Annotated in this window: 25 protein-coding genes and 1 pseudogene; 22 read left to right on the top strand and 4 right to left on the bottom strand. The window is 31.0% G+C overall.

The annotated features are described in order from the left end of the window. Positions 1-62 precede the first annotated feature (62 nt). The 19 genes from DM397_RS12550 to DM397_RS12455 all read left to right on the top strand — a co-directional run bounded on the left by DM397_RS12550 (position 63) and on the right by DM397_RS12455 (position 15,560). Positions 63-1,517, top strand: a complete 1,455-nt coding sequence (locus DM397_RS12550; RefSeq protein ID WP_111377867.1) for a glutamate synthase subunit beta — start codon at positions 63-65, stop codon at positions 1,515-1,517. Between the two features lie 556 nt (positions 1,518-2,073). Next, complete coding sequence (gene lysA, locus DM397_RS12540; protein WP_111377865.1) at positions 2,074-3,297, top strand: diaminopimelate decarboxylase; 1,224 nt, start codon at positions 2,074-2,076, stop codon at positions 3,295-3,297. Positions 3,298-3,429: 132 nt separating this feature from the next. Beyond that, the gene (locus DM397_RS12535; protein WP_111377864.1) at positions 3,430-3,903 is read left to right on the top strand and encodes a DUF6934 family protein; all 474 of its coding nucleotides are present in this window, start codon (positions 3,430-3,432) and stop codon (positions 3,901-3,903) included. Between the two features lie 398 nt (positions 3,904-4,301). After that, positions 4,302-4,691: a helix-turn-helix domain-containing protein gene (locus DM397_RS12530; RefSeq protein WP_111377863.1), complete on the top strand. Its 390-nt coding sequence runs from the start codon at positions 4,302-4,304 to the stop codon at positions 4,689-4,691. A gap of 90 nt (positions 4,692-4,781) precedes the next feature. Beyond that, on the top strand, positions 4,782-5,498 hold the full coding sequence (locus DM397_RS12525; protein WP_111377862.1) for a hypothetical protein: 717 nt from the start codon (positions 4,782-4,784) through the stop codon (positions 5,496-5,498). A 38-nt stretch (positions 5,499-5,536) separates the two neighbouring features. Next, positions 5,537-5,989, top strand: a complete 453-nt coding sequence (locus DM397_RS12520; protein ID WP_111377861.1) for a hypothetical protein — start codon at positions 5,537-5,539, stop codon at positions 5,987-5,989. Between the two features lie 53 nt (positions 5,990-6,042). Then, on the top strand, positions 6,043-6,579 hold the full coding sequence (locus DM397_RS12515; protein WP_111377860.1) for a hypothetical protein: 537 nt from the start codon (positions 6,043-6,045) through the stop codon (positions 6,577-6,579). A gap of 80 nt (positions 6,580-6,659) precedes the next feature. Continuing rightward, positions 6,660-7,025, top strand: coding sequence for a hypothetical protein (locus DM397_RS12510; RefSeq protein WP_111377859.1), 366 nt, complete (start codon positions 6,660-6,662; stop codon positions 7,023-7,025). Positions 7,026-7,259: 234 nt separating this feature from the next. Further along, positions 7,260-7,817 (top strand): hypothetical protein, encoded by a 558-nt coding sequence (locus tag DM397_RS12505; RefSeq protein WP_111377858.1) that lies wholly within the window; start codon positions 7,260-7,262, stop codon positions 7,815-7,817. A gap of 33 nt (positions 7,818-7,850) precedes the next feature. Next, entirely contained in the window at positions 7,851-8,318 is a 468-nt protein-coding gene (locus tag DM397_RS12500) for a DUF1572 domain-containing protein (RefSeq protein WP_111377857.1), read from the top strand. 19 nt (positions 8,319-8,337) lie between these two features. Further along, a complete protein-coding gene (locus DM397_RS12495; protein WP_111377856.1) occupies positions 8,338-9,048 on the top strand; it encodes a M949_RS01915 family surface polysaccharide biosynthesis protein in 711 nt (236 codons plus the stop codon). An 80-nt stretch (positions 9,049-9,128) separates the two neighbouring features. Further along, the gene (locus DM397_RS12490) at positions 9,129-9,494 is read left to right on the top strand and encodes a hypothetical protein (RefSeq protein ID WP_111377855.1); all 366 of its coding nucleotides are present in this window, start codon (positions 9,129-9,131) and stop codon (positions 9,492-9,494) included. Between the two features lie 245 nt (positions 9,495-9,739). Beyond that, positions 9,740-10,927, top strand: coding sequence for a hypothetical protein (locus DM397_RS12485; protein ID WP_111377854.1), 1,188 nt, complete (start codon positions 9,740-9,742; stop codon positions 10,925-10,927). Positions 10,928-11,079: 152 nt separating this feature from the next. Next, entirely contained in the window at positions 11,080-11,406 is a 327-nt protein-coding gene (locus tag DM397_RS12480; protein ID WP_111377853.1) for an ArsR/SmtB family transcription factor, read from the top strand. Beyond that, a complete protein-coding gene (locus DM397_RS12475) occupies positions 11,396-11,893 on the top strand; it encodes an SRPBCC family protein (protein WP_111377852.1) in 498 nt (165 codons plus the stop codon). Before DM397_RS12480 ends, DM397_RS12475 begins: the two co-directional genes overlap by 11 nt. Before the next feature lie 239 nt (positions 11,894-12,132). After that, positions 12,133-12,639: an SRPBCC family protein gene (locus DM397_RS12470; protein ID WP_111377851.1), complete on the top strand. Its 507-nt coding sequence runs from the start codon at positions 12,133-12,135 to the stop codon at positions 12,637-12,639. A 102-nt stretch (positions 12,640-12,741) separates the two neighbouring features. Beyond that, complete coding sequence (locus tag DM397_RS12465; protein ID WP_111377850.1) at positions 12,742-13,128, top strand: hypothetical protein; 387 nt, start codon at positions 12,742-12,744, stop codon at positions 13,126-13,128. Next, positions 13,128-13,991, top strand: a complete 864-nt coding sequence (locus DM397_RS12460) for an alpha/beta hydrolase (RefSeq protein ID WP_111377849.1) — start codon at positions 13,128-13,130, stop codon at positions 13,989-13,991. Before DM397_RS12465 ends, DM397_RS12460 begins: the two co-directional genes overlap by 1 nt. Before the next feature lie 342 nt (positions 13,992-14,333). Next, positions 14,334-15,560 (top strand): porin family protein, encoded by a 1,227-nt coding sequence (locus DM397_RS12455; RefSeq protein ID WP_111377848.1) that lies wholly within the window; start codon positions 14,334-14,336, stop codon positions 15,558-15,560. A gap of 72 nt (positions 15,561-15,632) precedes the next feature. Here the strand turns inward: DM397_RS12455 and DM397_RS12450 are convergent. Further along, positions 15,633-15,746, bottom strand: a pseudogene (locus DM397_RS12450) (magnesium chelatase subunit ChlI family protein); the annotation flags it as partial. Positions 15,747-15,797: 51 nt separating this feature from the next. Between DM397_RS12450 and DM397_RS12445 the strand changes: the two are divergent. Then, positions 15,798-17,300, top strand: a complete 1,503-nt coding sequence (locus DM397_RS12445) for a recombinase family protein (RefSeq protein WP_111377847.1) — start codon at positions 15,798-15,800, stop codon at positions 17,298-17,300. A 192-nt stretch (positions 17,301-17,492) separates the two neighbouring features. Here DM397_RS12445 and DM397_RS12440 read toward each other — a convergent pair whose 3' ends face one another. Then, positions 17,493-17,939 carry a hypothetical protein gene (locus tag DM397_RS12440; RefSeq protein ID WP_142479045.1) on the bottom strand — a complete coding sequence of 149 codons (447 nt, stop codon included), beginning with the start codon at positions 17,937-17,939 and terminating at the stop codon, positions 17,493-17,495. A gap of 113 nt (positions 17,940-18,052) precedes the next feature. Here DM397_RS12440 and DM397_RS12435 point away from each other — a divergent pair, with 113 nt between their 5' ends. Further along, on the top strand, positions 18,053-18,298 hold the full coding sequence (locus DM397_RS12435) for a helix-turn-helix domain-containing protein (RefSeq protein ID WP_162615487.1): 246 nt from the start codon (positions 18,053-18,055) through the stop codon (positions 18,296-18,298). Positions 18,299-18,855: 557 nt separating this feature from the next. Here DM397_RS12435 and DM397_RS12430 read toward each other — a convergent pair. Together DM397_RS12430 and DM397_RS12425 are read right to left on the bottom strand one after the other, a co-directional pair. Beyond that, complete coding sequence (locus DM397_RS12430; protein ID WP_111377844.1) at positions 18,856-19,779, bottom strand: sce7725 family protein; 924 nt, start codon at positions 19,777-19,779, stop codon at positions 18,856-18,858. Between the two features lie 3 nt (positions 19,780-19,782). Next, positions 19,783-20,661 (bottom strand): sce7726 family protein, encoded by an 879-nt coding sequence (locus DM397_RS12425; RefSeq protein ID WP_111377843.1) that lies wholly within the window; start codon positions 20,659-20,661, stop codon positions 19,783-19,785. 416 nt (positions 20,662-21,077) lie between these two features. Here DM397_RS12425 and DM397_RS12420 point away from each other — a divergent pair, with 416 nt between their 5' ends. Continuing rightward, positions 21,078-21,710: a recombinase family protein gene (locus tag DM397_RS12420; RefSeq protein ID WP_111377842.1), complete on the top strand. Its 633-nt coding sequence runs from the start codon at positions 21,078-21,080 to the stop codon at positions 21,708-21,710. The last annotated feature ends 3 nt before the right edge of the window (positions 21,711-21,713 follow it).

The following is a 21,713-nucleotide window of genomic DNA, read 5'->3' as shown; positions in this document are numbered from 1 at the left end:
GTTGAGCTTCTCAACTCACTTCTCACATTTCACATCTCACAACTAAATTTAATAAAAATGTCATGGGTAAAATAGGCGGATTTAAAGAATATAACAGAGCCGATGAAAGTAATTTAGCAGTAGCAGAACGTGTTTCTAACTACAACGAATTTACTATTCCGGTACCAAAAGATAAATTAAAAGAACAAGGATCAAGATGTATGGACTGTGGAATTCCTTTTTGCCACAGTGGTTGTCCGTTAGGAAATTTAATTCCTGACTTCAACGACATGGTGCATCAGGAAGAATGGCAGAGCGCGTTAGAGATTTTACAATCTACTAATAACTTCCCTGAATTTACAGGACGCTTATGCCCTGCTCCATGTGAGAAATCATGTGTATTAGGAATCATCAAAGATCCGGTTTCTATCGAAAACATCGAGAAAAGCATCGTAGAAAGAGGTTTCGCTGAAGGATGGATTAAACCACAAGCACCAAAAACAAGAACTGGCAAAACTGTTGCTGTTATTGGTTCTGGACCTGCGGGTCTTGCTGCGGCTCAGCAATTAAACAGAGCAGGTCACACTGTAACTGTTTTTGAAAGAGACAACGCAATTGGAGGTTTATTACGTTACGGAATTCCGAATTTCAAATTAGAAAAAGGAATTATCGATCGTCGTGTAGCTATTCTTGAAGCAGAAGGAATCACTTTCAAAACAAATGTAAACGTTGGTGTTAACTTCAGCGTTGAAGAATTAAACCAATTCGATTCTATCGTTTTATGTGGAGGAGCAACAGAAAGAAGAAGCTTGCCAACTAAAGGAATTGAAAGCAAAGGTGTTGTTCAGGCAATGGATTTTTTAACTCAACAAACTAAAGTTTTATACGGAGAATCTATTCCAGATCAGGTTAAAGCAACTGGTAAAGATGTAATCGTTATTGGTGGTGGAGATACAGGTTCTGACTGTATTGGAACTTCAAACAGACACGGAGCAAAATCGGTAACTAACTTTGAGATTTTACCAAAACCTCCAGTTGGAAGAAGCGAGTCAACTCCTTGGCCTTTCTGGCCGTTGCAGCTTAAAACATCTTCTTCTCACGAAGAAGGTTGCGACAGAAATTGGTTAATCAACACTAAAGAATTCATTTCTAACGAAAAAGGTGAATTAACTGGATTAAAAACGGTTGAAGTGCAATGGAAAATGACTCCAGGTCAGCGTCCTGAATTAATCGAAAAAGAAGGTTCTGAGAAAATCTGGCCTTGCGATTTAGCTTTATTAGCTCTTGGATTTACAGGTCCTGAGAAAACATTAAGCGAGCAATTAGGAATCGAAACTGATATGAGAAGCAACTACAAAGCGCATAACTATCAGACAAACGTTCCTCACATTTTCACTGCTGGTGATATGAGAAGAGGACAATCATTAATCGTGTGGGCTATTTCAGAAGGTCGCGAAGCAGCAAGAGAAGTAGATTTATTCCTTATGGGATCTACAAACTTGCCTACTAAAGGAAAAGGAGATTTACCGAGTTTATAATTTTTAAGTTTCTGAGATACTAAGATGCTAAGGTTCTAAGTTTTTTCCCTTGCATTTTATTAATCTTTATTCCGATAACAACATAACTACTAACAAACCCTTGAATTTATATTCAGGGGTTTTGTTTTTTTATTTTTTTCCGCCACGAATTCACAAATTCAAGAAATTCAAGACGCTGAAAATCATCCTCTGCTTTAATTTCACGAATTATATTTAAGCAGATTGCCAATGACACTTGCCATTGGGTACGCAAAGTAAAAATTAGAGAAATTTGTAAATTCGTGGCGAAAAAAAAATAATCCATTTAAATTAGTCTAATTCATAGCAAAAAACAATTTCTACAGCATTTAAGAATTAGTTAAATTCGTGAATTCGTGGCAGAAAAAACTTAGTACCTTAGCATCTTAGAACCTCAGCACCTTTAAAAAGGTTATAAAATTCGAAAAACACCAACTTTTTGTTTGAAATAAAACAATTTGTTATATTTTGTTATTTTTCTGCAAATTATTTGCTGGTAATCAAAAGTGTAATAACTTTGCTCAAAATAATTTGAAAAATGCAAGCAAAAGATTTACTGCAGTTAGCAGACCAATTTGGAAGTCCATTGTATGTTTACGATGCTGAAAAAATCCAATCTCAGTACAACAGATTAACTAAAGCTTTCTCTAAGGTAGAAAACTTAAGAGTTAATTATGCCATGAAGGCATTGTCTAACATTGCGATTCTTCAGTTATTAAAGAACATGGGGTCTGGCTTAGACACTGTATCAATTCAGGAAGTTCAATTAGGACTTCATGCTGGCTATGAACCCGAAAGAATTTTCTTTACACCAAATGGAGTTTCTTTAGAAGAAATTGAAGAAGTTGCCGCAATGGGTGTACAAATCAATATCGACAATTTATCTATTCTGGAGCAATTCGGAACAAAACATCCACATATTCCAGTATGTATTCGTATCAATCCACACGTAATGGCGGGCGGAAACGCTAACATTTCTGTTGGACATATCGATAGCAAATTCGGAATTTCTGTACACCAGATTCCTCATATTTTGCGAATTGTTGAAAACACAAAAATGAGTATTGTCGGAATTCACATGCACACAGGATCTGATATTTTAGATATCGAAGTATTCTTGTATGCTGCTGAAATCTTGTTCGATACCGCAAAACATTTCAAAGATTTACAATTCTTAGATTTCGGAAGCGGATTCAAAGTGCCTTACAAAAAAGACGATATCGAAACAGACATCGAAGAATTAGGTAAAAAATTATCTAAAAGATTCAATGCTTTTTGTGCTGAATATGGCAGAGATTTAACTTTGATTTTTGAACCAGGAAAATTCTTGGTGAGTGAGGCAGGTCATTTCTTAGTAAAAGTAAACGTAGTAAAACAAACGACTTCAACAGTTTTTGCTGGAATCGACAGTGGTTTCAACCACTTAATTCGTCCAATGTTTTACGGATCTTCGCACCATATTGACAACATTTCTAATCCGAAAGGAAAAGAGCGTTTTTACTCTGTTGTAGGATACATTTGCGAAACAGATACTTTTGCAAGCAACCGTAGAATTCAAGAAATTACTGAGGGTGATATCTTATCTTTCAGAAATGCTGGAGCATACTGTTTCTCAATGTCTTCAAACTACAACTCAAGATACAAACCAGCTGAAGTTCTTTGGATGAACGGTCAAGGAATCTTGATTCGCCAAGCTGAAACATTTGAAGATTTACTTAAAAATCAAATTCCGTTGCCACAAGAAATTGCAGCTACGGTTTAACAATAGAAAAAAAGAGAATATCATCGAAGTCCCGTTTCTTAATTGAGGCGGGATTTTTTTGTTGAAAATTTTATCTCAAAAAAGTCAGACAGGCTTATAAAAACTTTAAATTTGTAAGAAATTTACATATTAATGAATTACAAAAAATATGCTCTTATCAAAAATGAATTATCTACAGTATTTAATTTTGTAAGTATCGGACATAAAGGCAATTTTAGAAAAATAGTTGTTTATTCCCCTACACAAAATCCCAATGTATACAATCTTGGTTTTGGAGATTTAAAATACGATCCCTCAAAAAAGAAATATATTATAGATGATCAAGTCATAAATGATAATGGGGATATTAGAATTGTTTTAGCAACAGTAGCAAAAACTGCATACGAATTTACAAGTGTTAACCCCCATATAACAATATTTTTAAGAGGTAGTGACACTAGAAGAACAAACACTTACAAAAGAGCCATAATGTTAAATCTAAAGGAATTATCAGAAACTTTTGATATATTTGGTGCACGAATGATTGAAAATAACAAAATCATAGATGAGCCATTTGATTATAAAAAAAACTATGATGGTTTTTTAATTAAAAGGAAAAGAATATGAAAAGTGTAAAAAAAATAATTAAGACTAAAAGATCAATCAAAAAAGACTCAAAAATCATTATTGATACATCACTCAATAATCTTAAAAATATTGAGTTCAAGTCTGGAAAACAAGACGAAATTAACAAAATCGAATTTAAACTAAGCTTTTAATCTCAAACTATATATTATAAATCCTATTCTCAAAAAGTGAGTAGGATTTTTTTATTTTGCACCTATGCACATCTGTCAGGCTGAGAGAAGTCGAAGCCCACGTAAAGTAACCCTAAAGTTTTTCATTTTTGACAAGATTGTGGATAATCCACATTCTAAACTGAGACTTAAACAGTCAATTTTACCTCAGAAAAATCATATATTAACTCTTCAATAAGATCAAAAAAATTAAATACCTTTGAAATTATGAGCACGACATCTAAACCAAAACATATCGGCAGAAACATCAGCCGAATCAGGGAATTTCGAGGTATGAAACAGGAAGCACTTGCGCAGGCAATTGGTACAAATCAGCAGGCTATTTCTGGTATTGAAGGAAGTGAAACTATTGATGATTCTAAACTTACTAAAATTGCAGAAGCACTTGGCGTTACGGTAGAAGCTATTAAAAGTTTTTCGGAGGAAAATGTATTTAATTATTTTAATACTTTTAATGAATCTGTTACAGGAAGTTTTATAATGAATAATTCTTGTAATTTCAACCCACTTGATAAAGTTGTAGAACTTTACGAACGTTTGGTTCAAGCTGAAAAAGACAAAGTGGAATATTTAGAAAAATTACTAAAAGAAAAATAATTCCTCTACATATAAAATTTATGAAAGCACAAATATCTCTTTAATTTGTGCTTTTTTTGTAAATGCTAATCTACTAACCACAATATTTCTATGAAGAAGTTGTTGCTTTTCGCATTATTTGTTTTATCTACTGCTTGTAATTTCAATTCAAATAACAAAACTGATTTTAGTAACAAAAAAGAGAATTCTGAAATTAAAAAAGAAAATCCGCAATTAAATTCGGATATTTTTCTAACCGATACTTTAGCCATTAATAAGCAGTATTACATTCAAAAATCAAGAAATAAATCTTTTTATTGTCTTACCTCTATTAATGGTGATACAATCATAAAGCCTGCCGATTACTATTTTGATGTCGAATATTTAGATATTAACGAAGATGGATATGATGACATTCGTATTTATTTTGTTAGTAACATTCCAAATCAATGTGATAATTACTTATATAATAAAGAACTTCAAAAATTCATTCTTATTGAGGACTGTGAGCTTGATATCCGAAAAATTAAAGGAGTTCCATTTTATTATTCATATAATAAAGCGGGTTGCTCTGACCTAAATTGGGAAAGTCATTTAAGTAAAATTGAAAACTTTAAGCTAATAAATTACGGTTACATATTAGGACACGGTTGTGATTTTGAGGTTGAAAAAAATCCCCAATCAATATCTGTTTATAAAATAATTAGCCCAAAAGCTATGAAATTGATTCAAAAGCTTCCTTATCTCAAAAATATTCCTAAAAATGAAGACAAATGGAGTTTTATAGAACGGTATTGGCAAAAGAATTATAGAACATTTGAGAAATAAAATCATATTTTTATCATTCCAAATCAAACCCAAAACAAATGAAATTCACAATAACCCTATCAACACTATTACTATTATTTGCAACCAATTCATTCAGCCAAACCCTAACCGATTTAAAACTAAAACCAAAAGAAATTCCAAAAGGCGGTTATATGGTAAGCGATGGTAATGTTTGCATTACCCCGCAAGCTTGTAGTTTTTATAATGATATTGAAACGTATAGCAACATTGTTGGAACTGTAAAAAGCAAAGCCATTCAGAGTTTTAAAAGCAAAGCCGATCGCGGTTCTATTATGTATTTTGAATTTGATCACGTTTTTAAAGGCGATCGTTTCTTGCAAGGTTTATTGTGGGGAAAAGCAGGTGAGCCAACCGATGAGCATCCAGAAGAATATGTTGTGAAAGGAAAATTTCTAATCATTTGGAGTTTGAAAGCAGATAGTCCGCTAAAGGAAAAATCGGAAACCAAAATAGAAACACTTTTGCCATAAAATCCTAATCAGAGCTATTTTACACCTTTCAAAACATTACAAATAAATTAAACATGAAAAAAATACTTTTTATTCTTATATCTCTTTTAGCGATAAGCTGCAGCAATGACGATAAAACTCCTCAAACCGATAAAACTTCTATAAATCTTGTAACAGGAGTTGATTTTAGACAAACTACAGACGATATGGGATTAAAACTCGGTAACCCAAATACTTTTGTAAAAAACAAATTTATAATTTATCCTAATCCTGCACGCAACAACAACAATCTTTACATTTCTGCGCAAGAAAACATTACAGCAATATGGTTAGTTCCTGCAACTCCTGAAAAAATTTATCAAAGTGTTGATTTCAGCACTATTTTAAACAGCAGCTTATATAGCGAACAATCTATTATATCAAGTTCTAAACTTTCTTTAAACGAATTGGCCACAAATAATCCTAAACTTGATATAAAAACCCTTACTACAGGATATTATAAAATTTTCGTTAAAATTGGAGGTCTTATTTATTGGGATAATTTATATGTATACACCGATGCAGAAGATAATGAAGAGCATTTTAACACACTTAAGAATTTTTGGAAATAGGTACCGAATTATCTTAACGACATTTTAAGACATTAAATAGTATCTTCGTATTTAAAAATTTATCATATTAAAAACACGAAATGAAACCACAAATACGAATCCTGATTTATTCTATACTTTTCTTTTTATACCTTACTTCTACGCACCTTTTACTAGAATTAAACGAAAAATTTAAAGGTGATCCATTTGTAACTTTAGGAGCTGGTTTCGGTATTTTGAATCTTATTTATGCATTCACAGCTTTAAAATGGAAACCTTTACTTAATGCTCTTTGCGCTGTCGGAATTGCGGCTTTAGCAATGTTTCTGGCTTTACAGTTTACCAATTTGCACCTATTTGTCAATTACGATCCTTATCAGGTTAAAACTGCTATTTTTGCTAATGCAGTTTTCTCAATTATTTTTTGGGAGATTGTATATCAAGTTAAGATTAGGAAATCTAAATAGATGTATTTTCAATTGCCTCTAGCTTTAGCTGGAGATTCATAAAAGTCTCAAAAGGGCTTTAGCCAAATCGTTTTTTTTGGCTAAAGCCTTTTTTATATCAATATTCTACCTCCAGCTAAAGCTGGAGGCAATTCATAAAATGATTTAAAAGGATAATACTCAATAATTCATAAAACCATATATTTTCGTACGTATTTTTTTATATTAGCATTTTAAAATTTATCTAAGCCTAATATGAAAATTAGAACTCTACTCCTTTTATCATTACTAAGTATTTCTTGTAAAAAAGAAACAAAAACTGAATCAGAAATTCCTAAAATTGCTTCAAAAGATTCTCTGGAAGTGACTGGAAAGAAAGAACCAGAAACGCAAAAAACAGATACGATTGTATTATCTACAAAACATAAAACCAATAAAATTTTATGTGATCTTGACGGAGATAATCTAGACGAAACAGTAGAAATTTTTAGAAGTACGAACAACCAAAAAAGCGGTTTTAGAATCACTTACGGAAACGGAAAAAGAACTGATTATTTAGGTTTTGGAAATGATATTTTAGATCGTGGTTTTGACGAAATTGATTGGGCTGGAATTTTTGAAAAAGCTCCGAAAAACGAAGTTTACTTTGATAACGTAAATGAAGACGGCGACATTATCGGCGAAGAACAGGTCGCAGAAGAAGACAAAATAAAGCTGCCAAATGACGGAATCTTTATTCATGCAGAAGAAAGCTGCGGAGGTGGCGTTATTTATCTGAAAAACGGAAAATACGAATGGATTCAGCAGGAATAAACTTTTAATAGTAACTCCAAAAATTTATGAAATATGAAAAGTACCGCAGAAATTGCCAATCGTTTTAGAGAAGTTATTTTAAACGGAACTTGGATTGCAAACACCAATTTTAAAGATCAGCTCGAAAATCTAGATTGGAAAATTGCTGTTAGTCCGATTCAGGATTTAAATACGATTGCCGCTCTAGCGCAACATATTCATTATTATATAAAAGGAATTAATCAGGTTTTTAAAGGCGGAACATTGGACATAAAAGACAAATTTAGCTTTGACTTTCCTCCTATCCATTCGCAGGAACAATGGAATAGTTTTCTAAATCAATTTTGGCATGATGCCGAAGCATTTGCCTCTTTTGTAGAACAAATGCCCGATGAAAAACTCGATGCCGTTTTTGTAGATGCCAAATACGGAAGCTACAAAAGAAACATTGAAGCTATGATTGAACATAGTTATTACCATTTAGGACAAATTGTATTGATTAAAAAACAGCTTACACATTAGAATTGCATATAACCTTTTTATGAAAAAAATTACAATCTTATTACTAGTTCTTGTTCTCTTTTCAAATTGCAAACCAGAGAAAAAAGATGAAATTAAAACTGCGGCTTCAAATGAAAGACCTTCAACGGAAGAACCTTTTATTTTAACAGTTGAAAAAATCGATTCTACACAATTTCCAAGTTCAATTAAATACGAAGGTTTTATAAAAAATGCTGTTCGCTGGAAAGATAAATCGGGAGATAATATTGTAATTACTACAGAAACTGGCTATCATATCAATAAAAAATTTGTACATGAAAATGATGGTTCTGACGCTGAATTATTTGCATATCATTTTATAGTTTCTGGCAATGAAACTAAGCAAACTTGGAAAGTATACGATTATATTTCAGATTGTCCTGTTGATATTGTAGCTTCATTTGTAAAAAACACTTTTCAAGTTACCGATTTAAACAAAAACGGAATTGCCGAAACTTGGCTCATGTATAAAACCGTTTGTCATGGCGATGTTAGTCCTTGTGACATGAAGATTATTATGTACGAAGGCAATACAAAATATGCAATGCGTGGCGAAAATAAAGTCGCTGTTGGCATAGATGATAATGGTAAACAACAGTTTGAAGGTGGTGAATATAAACTGGATGAAAACTTTAAAAAAGGCCCAAAAGTTTTTAAAGAGTTTGCTCAGAAATTATGGAAGGATAACTTGATCGAAACATGGGAAGATTAGAATGGGTAAACTTAACGTTAGTTTTTTATTCTTGAAATAGAAAATACTTAAATTTATACATCAATTCTAAAAAACTAAAAATGAACAAATTACTTTTTTGCATCGCATTTTTACTTGCATTATCTACATCTGCACAAACTTCTAAAGAGCTTATCGGAAAATGGCAACTGGTAAAATGGACCAAAAACGGAAAAGAAAAAAGCATTGAAAAGCGTTTTAAAACCGATCAGGTTTTTCAGGTTTTTAAAGAAAATGGTGATTTTGAAAGTGTTATTGGAGATGAATTACACAAAGCAAAATGGAAATTATCAAACGATAATTCTCAATTGACCATTATTTCTGTTATTCTTCCTGTTGTGTTTACCATAAACTCTTTTGACAGTCAAAAACGTGTTATAACAAATCCTGAAGTGGGTACTTTTGAATATAAAAAAGTGGCCGAATAAATTAGATTTGTTTTTCTATTTCTTCTGAAAAACAAAAGTTCTAATCTAGCCCCGATGGAAGCGGTATCTCCCGATTTAGAAAAACAAGGCTATTTCAGCCGTAGTTTTTGTTGATCGGGAATTTAGCGGACAGCGGGAGTAAAAGTTCTTATGAAAATAGCTTTTTCTGCTCCTTAAATAAATTAGAAAAAGGCATAGTTGTTGAAAGTTAAATAAAATATATTTGCAACTTCAAAAAACACACTATGCAAAAAATTACTCTTCTCGTTTCTATATTGTTTTTAACCTTTTCTTCTTGCGGGGTAAAAACAACACAATCAATGCTTAGCGACGGAAATTACGATGGTGCAATTGATCGCGCTGTAGAGGCACTTCGCACCAAAAAAGATTCTAAAGGAAAACAAGATTATGTTTATTTACTAGAGGAAGCTTTTGCAAAAGCCAAAGATCGTGATTTGCGTAATCTAGAAATGCTGAATAAAGAAAATAATCCAGCAAATGCAGAACGCATTTATAATACTTATGTTCAGCTGAATAACCGTCAGGAAAAAATCAGGCCGATTTTGCATTTGCCTCTATTGAAACTGGGACGAAATGCAAATTTTCCGTTTGATAATTATTCGAATGAGATTGTAAACAGTAAAAATGCGCTTTCGAAATATTTATATGAAAATGCTTCGTCTCTTTTGAAATCGAATAACAAATTGGATTTCAGAAAAGCATACGACGATTTTGCTTATTTGGAAAGTATTAATCCTGGATATAAAAACGCCAAAAAACTGATGGACGATGCTCAGTTTAAAGGAACTGATTTTGTAGATGTTTACGCCAAAAATGAAACCGAAATGGTGATTCCGAAAATGCTTCAGGAAGATTTATTGGATTTTAAAACCTACGGATTAAATGATAAATGGACGGTTTACCATAGCACGAGACAAAAAAATGTCACTTATGATTATAGCCTGATTTTGAGTTTTAGACAAATCGCTATTTCGCCAGAACAGATTAAAGAGAAAGAATTTGTTAAGGAAAAACAAGTTAAAGATGGTGTAAAAACACTTTTGGACAGTCGCGGAAGACCTGTAAAAGATAGTTTAGGCAAAGAAATTAAAGTAGATAATTATAAAACACTTCGTGCAACGGTTTACGAATTCAGACAGTTTAAATCTTGTCTGGTTACAGCAAAAGTGGATTATATAGATTTAAAAAGCAATCAGCTAGTGCAGACTTTCCCGATAAGCAGCGAATATGTTTTTGAAAACATTTACTCAACTTACAAAGGAAACAGAGGCGCTTGCGATGATAACTATCTTGGGTATTTTGACAAACGTGCCGTTGCTTTTCCGAACAATGAACAAATGGTTTATGATACAGGCGAAGACCTGAAGGCCAAACTGAAAGATATCATTGTAAAGAATAAATTTAGAAGGTAATTATGTAACACGATTATAGAAGAAAAGACGCATTTTTGATGCGTCTTTTTTTTGCAATATTCTCATTAAAAAAAATTGCATTTTTATATTGCGCAACCAAAAAGTTGCGTATATTTGCAACTGATTAGTTGCGAAATGAATATTCCAAAAACATGAAAAGAGATATTTTTCAAGCTATTGCCGATCCGACGAGAAGAGCAATATTAGTTTTGATTTCTTCAAGTGCATTAACCCCAAATGCTATTGCAGAGCAATTTCAAACTACAAGACAGGCAGTTTCTAAACACATTAAAATACTGAATGAATGTGATTTATTGGAAGAAAAGAAATTGGGCAGAGAAATTTATTATCAGCTCAAAATTGAAAAAATGAAAGAAATTGATCAATGGCTGGAGCAATTTAAAGCAATTTGGGAACAGCGTTTTAGCCAATTGGATCAAGTATTACTTAACTTAAAATCTAAAGAAAATGAAAACTGATTTATTAATGAATTTTTCTATAGACAAGGAAAATAAAACAGTGAATGTAAAACGCGAATTTGATGCGTCATTGCCAAACGTTTGGTCTGCTTGGACACAAGCCGAAATTCTAGATTTGTGGTGGGCACCGGCTCCGTTTAAATCTAAAACTAAAATCATGGAGTTTATAGAAGGTGGACGAAGATTGTATGCTATGGTTGGTCCTGACGGTACTGAGCGCTGGAGTTATTTTGAATATTCTTCGATTTCTCCTAAAACAAACTTCAAGCATTCTGCTACTTTTTCTGATGCTGATGGAAAACCAAATTCAGAATTTGGCAGTTCATATTGGGATATTACTTTTTCTGAAGAAGGCAATTCGACAATTGTTGATATCACAATTAGACGTGACAGTTTTGAAGAGCTGCAAAAAATTATCGAGATGGGCTTTAAAGAAGGATTTACTTCTGCAATGCAAGGTTTGGATAAAATCTTGGCAGAAAAATAAATGTATTTTTAATTGAATTAATTATTATAAAAAACGTTAGATCTGATTTTAACACATAGAAACATTCCCGATAGCTATCGGGATAGAAAACTTAAAAAAGGCGTTTCACTAATCTAAATGCACATAGTTAAGCTATGTGTGGAAACTAGTTTCTTTTATTTCCTTTCTTACAATAAAAATCTATGTTTCTATGTGTTTTAAATTTCATCCGACTGGTTATTAACTAAAATCTAAAGAAAATGAAATCAAATCTTTTAATGAATTTTACCGTTGATAAAGAAAATAAGGCTGTCAATGTAAAACGCGAATTTAACGCCTCTTTATCTCAAGTTTGGTCTGCTTGGACAGAAGCTCAAATTTTGGATTTATGGTGGGCGCCAGCTCCGTGGAAATCTAAAACAAAAAACATGGAGTTTAAAGAAGGCGGCCGCAGATTATATGCCATGCTGGGACCAGAAGGCGAAGAACATTGGGCTATTGCTGATTTTACTTCAATTAGTCCGAAAACTAATTTTAAATATCTAGATGCTTTTAGCGACAGCGAAGGAAATCTAAACGAAGAATTTCCGCGTTCTGACTGGAATGTGACTTTCTCAGAAAAAGACGGTTCTACTTTTGTGGATGTTGTCATCAAACACGAAAAACTATCTGATTTGGAAATGATTATTCAAATGGGATTCAAAGAAGGTTTCACCATTGCAATGGAAGGTTTGGATGCTATTTTTGCAGAAAAAAATAAGAATTAAAAAAAATCTTACTATTTGTTAAATCCTGCTTTTTTGCAGGATTTTTTTGTATTTTCGATCTAAAAATTAATTTTCTAATCTGAAAAACTAAAAAATACACAAATGATGAAATTTTTCACCTTTCTGTTTTTGTTCATTTCTGCCGCTGTTTTTTCTCAAAACAGATACGAGCTTTCTGACGAAGGGCAAGACAAACTCTATCTTTCCGATTCTATTTCAAATCTAGCTAAAGCTGGAAAAATCACAGATCATCCGATTGTGGTGGTTGACGGAATTCCGCATCGCTTTGAAGATCTTGAAAAAGAAAAACTTGTTCTTTCTAAAATTGAAATCAAAAAAATTATTGCTCTTGAAAAAAAAGCTGGAATCAGTATTTATGGTAATTACGGCGAAGCTGGCGTTTTAATTGTTACTACAAATAGAAGTAGTTATTACAAGCCTGAACAAGAAGTGAAACAAGAATCAATACCACAAAATTTCAAAAATTAATGACCAAATTTATTGCCTTAACTTTTTTACTTTTTTCTTCGAATTTTATATTCAGCCAAAAAAATAAAACAAAAACCACAGAAACTCCAAAGCCTTTTGTATTAGGCGTTATCGATGAAATTCAATCAAAAGAATTAAACGAAAAAAGAACTTTAAATATCTATCTTCCTGAAGGTTACAATCCAGCAGAAGACACAAAATATCCAGTTATTTATTTGCTGGACGGATCTGCCGATGAAGATTTTATTCATATTTCTGGATTAGTTCAATTTAATAGTTTTGAGTGGATCAATCAGGTTCCAAAATCAATTGTTGTCGGAATTGCAACTGTTGACAGAAGACGCGATTTTACTTTTCCTACTACTGTTGAAAATGATAAAACTCGATTTCCTACAACTGGGCATTCTGATCAGTTTATTGCTTTTATCGAAAAAGAATTACAGCCTTTTATTGAGAAAAAATACAAGACAAATGATTCTAAAACCATTATTGGCCAATCTCTTGGCGGATTATTAGGAACTGAAATCTTACTCAAAAAGCCAACTCTTTTTAATAAGTATGTGATTGTAAGTCCGAGCTTATGGTGGAACAATGGCTCATTGCTAGATTTGGATTCTGAAATGCTGAAAGAAAATTTTACACAACCAACCGAAATTTATATTGCTGTCGGCAAAGAAGGATTAGCTCCAACAGCAATTCCGCATGTTATGGAAGTTGACGCTAATTTACTGGCAGAAAAACTAAAGGAATCAAAAAGCAAAAATGTAAAAGTCTATTTTGATTATTTCCCAGAAGAAAATCATGGGTCAATTCTGCATACAGCTGTTTCCAATTCTTTTAAATTCTTTTATCCTCACATTTAATGATAAAATAATCTATTTTGTAAAAACGATTCGTTTTGCTTAACCAAAAATCATAAAAGAAATTTATTCTTTTATGATTTTTTTTTTACCACTAGTAATAAACTGTAAAGTAAAGAACAAAAAAATCAACAAAAAGTAGAAAGTCACGCGCCATTAAAAAAAAAACAATCTTACGGTTTCCCGTAAAGATTATAGATACTTATCATACTATATTTGACTCAAAAAAACTGTATAAAATAATCCGACCTAAACCCCACAATTTTTATTGTTCCATTATATAAAAAACGACTCTTTTAGATACTAAACCAAAATAAAAACAAATCTGATAACCTATTTAATTTAATGAAAAAACAAATTTTATTTACTGCTTTAACTTTACTTTTAACTATTAAAAATTATTCTCAAATAGCTTTTGAAAAAGGATACATTATCTCAGAGAACAATCAAAAAATAGAATGCTTAATTGAGAATATGGATTGGAAAAATACTCCAACCAATTTCAAATATCGTCTATCTGAGGATTCACCCATTATTGATTCAGATATTAAAGCCATAAAAGGTTTTGGAATTTCTGGTCAAAACAAGTTTATAAGATCAATTGTAAATATAGATCGTTCTACCAAAAATTTGCAAAACATGAACAAAGACAAAAATCCTGTTTTTCACCAGGAAAATCTGTTTCTGCAAGTTCTAATGGAAGGAAATGCTTCATTGTATTTGTATGATGATGGAACTGTAAGGCGTTTCTTTTACAAAATGAATGATTCTGAAATAAAGCAGCTTGTTTACAAAACTTACTTCGCAAATGATGACCAAATTGCTAAAAATAATTACTTCAGAGAACAGCTTTATCTTGACTTGAAATGCGATAATATTCAGCAAAATGAATATGAGACATTAAGCTATACTAAAAGTGCTCTAGTACGTATTTTTGCAAAATATAATAAATGCACAAATTCTGAATTTGTTGATCTTGAAGTAAATGAAAAGAAAGACTTATTCAACCTTACACTTAGACCTAGATATAATAATAGTTCTTTATCTATAGACAACTCTATTTTTGAAGGAATTGGTTTTGATTTTGGTGGAAAATCAAGCTTTAGTTTAGGAATTGAAGCCGAATTTATTTTGCCATTTAATAAAAATAGCTGGTCTATTATTGTTGAACCAACGTACCAATATTACAAAGGAGAACAAACAATACAAAGTTCTCAAGTTATTGGCGGAACTCTGACAGGTAAAATAGATTATAAATCAATTGAATTGCCAATTGGCGTTAGGCGCTATTTCTTCATTAATAAAAATATCCAAATATTTGCCAACGGCTCCCTTATTGTAGATTTCAGCAACAACTCTAAAGTCAACATCACAAGAAAAGATGGATCTGAACTAAATAAATTGGAGGTAAAGTCAGGTATCAATTTCGGTTTTGGTTTAGGATGTAAATTTTTAGATAAATTTAGTGCAGAGGTAAGATATCAAACTCCTAGAGGCATATTGGCTGATAATCCAGACTGGCGTTCAACTTACCAAACCACTTCTTTAATTGTTGGGTATTCTTTCTTTTAATTTTAATTTTTCTAATTATATATGCTAATTGAAAATCTTATCAATTAGCATATATAATTAAGCAATAAAAAATCATCCAAGCCACCCTTCTCTATCCAAACTTCTATATTGAATAGCTTCTGCAATATGAGATGAAACAATATTTTCAGAATGATCTAAATCGGCTATGGTTCTCGAAACTTTTAACTTATTATTTCAATTATAGCAGTTTTTCAATTATCTTTGTAAAAAAATAATGTGGAAAAAGCTGTTATATACGTACGAGTAAGCACTAAAGAGCAAAATACTGATCGCCAAATTTTAGATCTACAAAAATATTCCAATGAACTTGGATTAAAAATTGTCAAAATATTTTCAGATAGTATAAGCGGATACAAAAAAGGTTTTGATGATAGAGAAAACTTTAATTTAATGATTGACTATATAAACCAAAATAAAATCAATCATGTCCTAGTATCGGAATTAAGTAGAATAAGCCGACAATATATACAAACCGTAAATTTTATTGAAGATTGTAGCAAGAAGAAAATAAATATCCACATACATAAAGAAAAATTATCTACGCTTAATGAAGGTGGAACTGTAAACTATTTGGCTCAAATGATGGTTGGATTATTGTCGTCAATAGCAACACAGGAATCTGAGACACTAGGATATCGTATAAAATCAGGAAGGCAATCAGAAGTTCTAAAAGGAAAATCTTATCATGGTATGCTTTATGCATACGACAAAAAAGATGGCTACCCAGTAATAAATGAAGAAAAAGCAGTAGTGGTCAGAAAAATGTATGATATGCTATTACAAGGCTTAGGCTGTCGAAAAATTGCAAATTACCTAAATGAAAACTATAAAGATCAAAGGAAATGGTCTAGTGCATCTGTTCATTCCATAGTTACCAATCCATTTTACAAAGGTCAGAGAAGATATCTTGATTTAATTATTCCTGCTCCTCCAATTGTAAGTGAAGATGTATTTGATCGTGCTCAAACTTTCATTAAAGAGAGGTTTAGATTTGTGTCAGAAGCTAAATATATCAACCCATTCGCATCATTTATCTTTTGCAAATGCAAAGCAACATTTATCCAAACAATTAATGACAAAAGCAGAACTGATTTATATAAATGTAGTTCGTCGTGTGGAGTAAAAAGTGTAAACAGAGCCTACTTAATATCAGAAATTAAAGATTGGCTCGAACACACGGCAAAAATATCTAAAGACAAACAAGAACGAGCCAAATTCAATACTCAAATTAAAGCAAACATTGCAACTATTGAAATCAATAAAGCTCGTATTTCACAACTTCAAAAAATGTCACGAAAAAACTATGATTTATTTACCGCTGAACATATTGAAGAAAGTCAATTCGATGAAGCACTATCAAGATACAATAGTGAAATATTGAAATTGAATGAAAATAATTCAAAACTTACCGAAGCCAATAATTCTATACACATAGCTTTAGAAAATGAAATTTTTCACTACAGCGATAATTTAGAAGTTTTCAAAAGCCAGATTTTACCAATAATGGAGAGCATTATAATAGATGAAAAATACTGCACTGTCAATTTAAAGGGCTTCTCAATGTTTTATTTTAAAATTTATCGCGGACATGAACTTCAACTTTATAGAAATCATTTGAAAAAATTTGGAAATACAGTTCCTTTTAAACCTCGTTTAACTTTCGAAGGAATCGACGAAAACCTTCAAGAATTAATTGACAATCACTTAGATCCATATTAAACATAGTATTACAGCAACAACAAAAAAACATAATACACTATAAACAAGCCGATTAACACTAACCTTAAAAATAAATGCAAAAGCTGTAATTACAGCATTAAAAACAATAGCTCTATTATTTCTTCAGACTTAAGATAAATAAAAAAAGGACATTTAAAATGCCCTTATTATTCTTTACAATTACTAAATCAATTACACTTTATCAAATAGTTTTTTCACTTGTTTTTGAGTTAAATAATACCCCATCGCGTACACTCCATTTTTTTCAACACCAAATTTTACCGATTTTGTTCCCAATGATTTAGTAAATTTAAAGATAATCTTAGCGTTATCCTTTGTAGTCATTATCAAGTTCTCATCTGGAGTAAATTCTTCTTTAGAAAATTTATCAGATATGGCTTGATATACTTCTTCATATTCTGAATTAGTTAGGTTGAAAAAAACTGGTACTTTAATTTGCTGGTATTTAGAATCGTCAAATTGGAAAATAGAAATATTTTCAAATCTATCGCAACTAATCAAAATCGCCCCGAAAGAACCAACTTTGGTTTGTTTTAATGGTTTAGAAACTTCGCTTATTTGTGAAAATGTAGCCGTTGACATCAAACACATCATTAAAAAAGTAAATAGTTTTTTCATCTTTTTAATTATAAATATTTAGTATTAAATTATTTATTTAAACATAAATCAGCATCGCAATGTTGACATATATGTTTACTTACACAGCGAAAATAACAATTAATATTGACTTTATGTCAATAGATCTCTCAAAAACGAAAAAAGAATTTGGACTTAATATTAAAAAAATAAGAGAGTCAAAAGGACTAACGCAATTAGACCTAGCTACAGCTATGAATAATATAGATTCAGCATCTTTTATTGATAAGACAACTATTTCCAGAATAGAAAATGCCAGAACCAATGTTACGCTCTCTACAATCATAAAGCTATCTCTAGCATTAGAAGTCGACGTGAAGATTTTTTTTGATTTTGATTAAATTTTCAATTATTTAATATTAAACTTAATCATATTCCGTAAGATAATACTTTCAAAAAAAGACAAGTTGTAATCAGTTGATTATCAACACTATCCCTTTACTCCACTCATTAGATAGAATCAAAACCCGAAAAAAGAAAACATGGGTTGTTTTAAATGGTTTTATAAGATAGTTTTAATAAGTAATATTTATATAGTATTACAAATGCATAAATGAACTGATAATTACTATTCAAATTATTGCATTCAATTTTGCTCACAATAATTTCACCCATGATTTAGCATATTTTTTAGACATCTTTGTCCTCAACATAATTCAATCTTACGTCTATCTACAAATTTTAGGATTTAAAAAATAAATTGAACTTCAATAAATTCACAATCCACACCAAAATCAATAATACGCTCTAAAAACAATTTAAACAGTGTTTTAACAAACTGTATCGGTATTTTAATATCAGTTAGCATAGAGATAAAAACAAGTCTTTAAAGAGGCTTAAAACGAGTTTATAAAAACCTAATGAATTAACCTGTTTATAACCTCAACAATTTTTGATTTTATAAAATACTATTTACTAACTCCAAATGATGCTTTATAGATATTTTCTTTACCACACCAAGACCTGGATATTTCGCTTCTGTATAATACTTTCTTAGTTCCTCAATCGCTTCTGTATTAATATTTTCTTCATCCATAAACTTCAAAGCTTTCACGCAAGCTTCAGCAAACTTCGCCTGTATGTTTGCTGTTGATGTTGGATAACTCTTAGAGGTGAAATGCCTAATCCAAATCTCTTTATTAGATTTTTCATAAGTCATATGTATTGAAACCGCGTATGGTACGCTACCACCTTCTACAAATTGGCTTGACAAACATGTATAGTCCGAAAATCCCATAAAACCATCCCTACGATAAAAAAGATGCTCTTCACTAAATTTTTCTTCTGCCATGTCTAAATAATCAATATTTCTTTTCTGCCCATTAAAATTATCATCTAATCTTATTAGACTTTTATCAGTATCAACAGTCAAACTTTTTAACGTTCTATTATTTTGACAAACAATATACTTTACACGTTGACTCATAACCAATTTTTGAAAAACTTCATTAGTTGTATCTGTTAATTCACTACAAATCAACATTATGTCATCATAATTATAAAACTCTATTAAATCCTCGATTTCTTTGTAATTGTTTTTTATAATAAATGCAGGAATCCAATTATTTGTATTTTTAAGTAAATCCTCCATACCATTCAAGGTGAATGCAGACTTCTTATAATCACCATTTTGAGGGTTTAGAATTAAAGCAAATTTCACTCCTCCTTTAATCAATTTAGGAATTGCCAACTTAAAACCTGAATGATTTTTTTTTACGGGTTCAATTATTGGAATAACATTATTTTTTGAACCATGGTTTTCAGCAAATTCTCTTAAGGCAATTAATTCAAATTGCCTCCCTCTTAGGTATGGATAATACATATATTAAAATGGTATTGGTTTATTTAATTTATATAATAATTTTTCATGTAAATTGTTATTTATATTCATTGATAACCCTAACTGCCTCAGTTCTTTTTGAAAAACCGCTAAATTTTTAGTGTTAGACTTCCTTTTTTTTAACTGCTCAATAAATAAATTATGCAATGTTTCTGATGGAATTTCACGCATCAATTCTCTACAAATTTCAAACATATTGAAGCTATTCATTTTAGGAAGCTCACCAAAATATTCTAAAATTATGGTTTTATATTCTTCTGTTCTAATACAATGCATTAAAGCATCTGAATCAATTTCTAAGTTTTCTTTTGCTTTCCGAATCTCTCTCATTTTTAAAGACCTCTTTTGTCTTTCCAAGACAATAACACCAACAGAATCATTTTCTATCAAATAGTCATCTATAAATGCTTCATGAATTATAACATAGCATTCCTTAAATATCTTTCGATAATCCATCAACTGTCCATTCAGCCTCCTTCTAGAGTCCAATTCTGTTTTTATTTCAAATGCCTTACTTGTACCATTGAACAAAACAATATCTGCTATTGAATTACCAACTTTGAACTCACTTAAAGCAATAGTATTTTTTACACCGTACGAGTTAATTAACAACTCAGTTATAAAGGTATTTTTATACACATATTCATTTCTGTATTGCTTAGTTAATTCATTATAAATGTATCTGATATACTCATAATATGTTTTAAAGCTTTTTCCAATTTTAAGTTGGTCGTATTGAAGAATATTATCATCAATAAACGAATAATCATCGTGTTGTAATAAGTTTGAAAAATATGAACTTGAAAATATTGAAGAATAACTTCGCATTTTATCTATGTCCTTATTTTGTATTTTATCCTTCATTATTCATTTTAATTAAAATTACGTGCAAATGTAGATAAATCAAATTTGGTTAATCATTCTTTTGATATTAATGAATAGTATACACTCATATTGCAATCTTTTAATTGTCTAAAAAAATAAACTTTTCTATCAAACAAATGTTATTCTTTATTTTTTGTCATTTTTACGGAAAACCATAATTTCTAAAATATTTTCTGAAACAAGATACATCTAAAAATAGATATTAAACAATACGTATAAATACGGTTTATTAGAATATGTGCAAAAAAAGACTATACTTATAAACTTCACGATTTTAAAAACAAGAAAACCTAGAACACAATGCAAATTACATGTTCAAAATACACCACTCTATATTTGCACAATAATTCACAATATTATACCTTTGGATTCTCAAATTAATCAGAAGCTATAATATGAAAGCAAGATACATAAGAGTGAGTACATCTTCACAATCAACGCGTCGCCAATTAGCCAAGACCCACCCAGATGAACTATTATACATCGACATATGCTCTGGCTCAATTCCTTTCAACGAAAGACCCGAAGCAATAAAATTAAATGATGCTATCTCAACAGGTACAATCAACACATTAAACGTATCAAGTGTCGATCGCTTGGGTCGTAATAGTTTTGATGTTCAATCAACATTAAATCGACTTGACAAAGACAAAGTAAACGTATACATAGATAACTTAGGCATATGCTCAATAGTTAACGGAAAATCTAATTCAATCTTTAAGATTATTACTGACGTGCTGGCAAATGTTGCTACTATGGAACGTGAAGCTTTGTTAGAAAGGCAACGCGAAGGTATTAAAGCCGCCATTGCTAAAAACCCCAATACATACAAAGGCAGAATAAAAGGAACTATTGATACAATTGATGAGGTTCTAACAAAACACAAATTATTGGTAAAAATTATAAAGGCAAATCCAAATCTATCTTTAAGAGATTTATCCAAACTATCTGTAGATAAGGAAAGAAATTACAAAGCAAGCCCAAATACAGTTAAGAAAATAAAAGCAATATTAGATAAAACTACATAACTT

This window comes from Flavobacterium nitrogenifigens, assembly GCF_003254565.1.
Taxonomy (GTDB): domain Bacteria; phylum Bacteroidota; class Bacteroidia; order Flavobacteriales; family Flavobacteriaceae; genus Flavobacterium; species Flavobacterium nitrogenifigens.
Note: the sequence above shows the minus strand (reverse complement) of the source record. Positions and strands in the feature narration are given on the sequence as shown.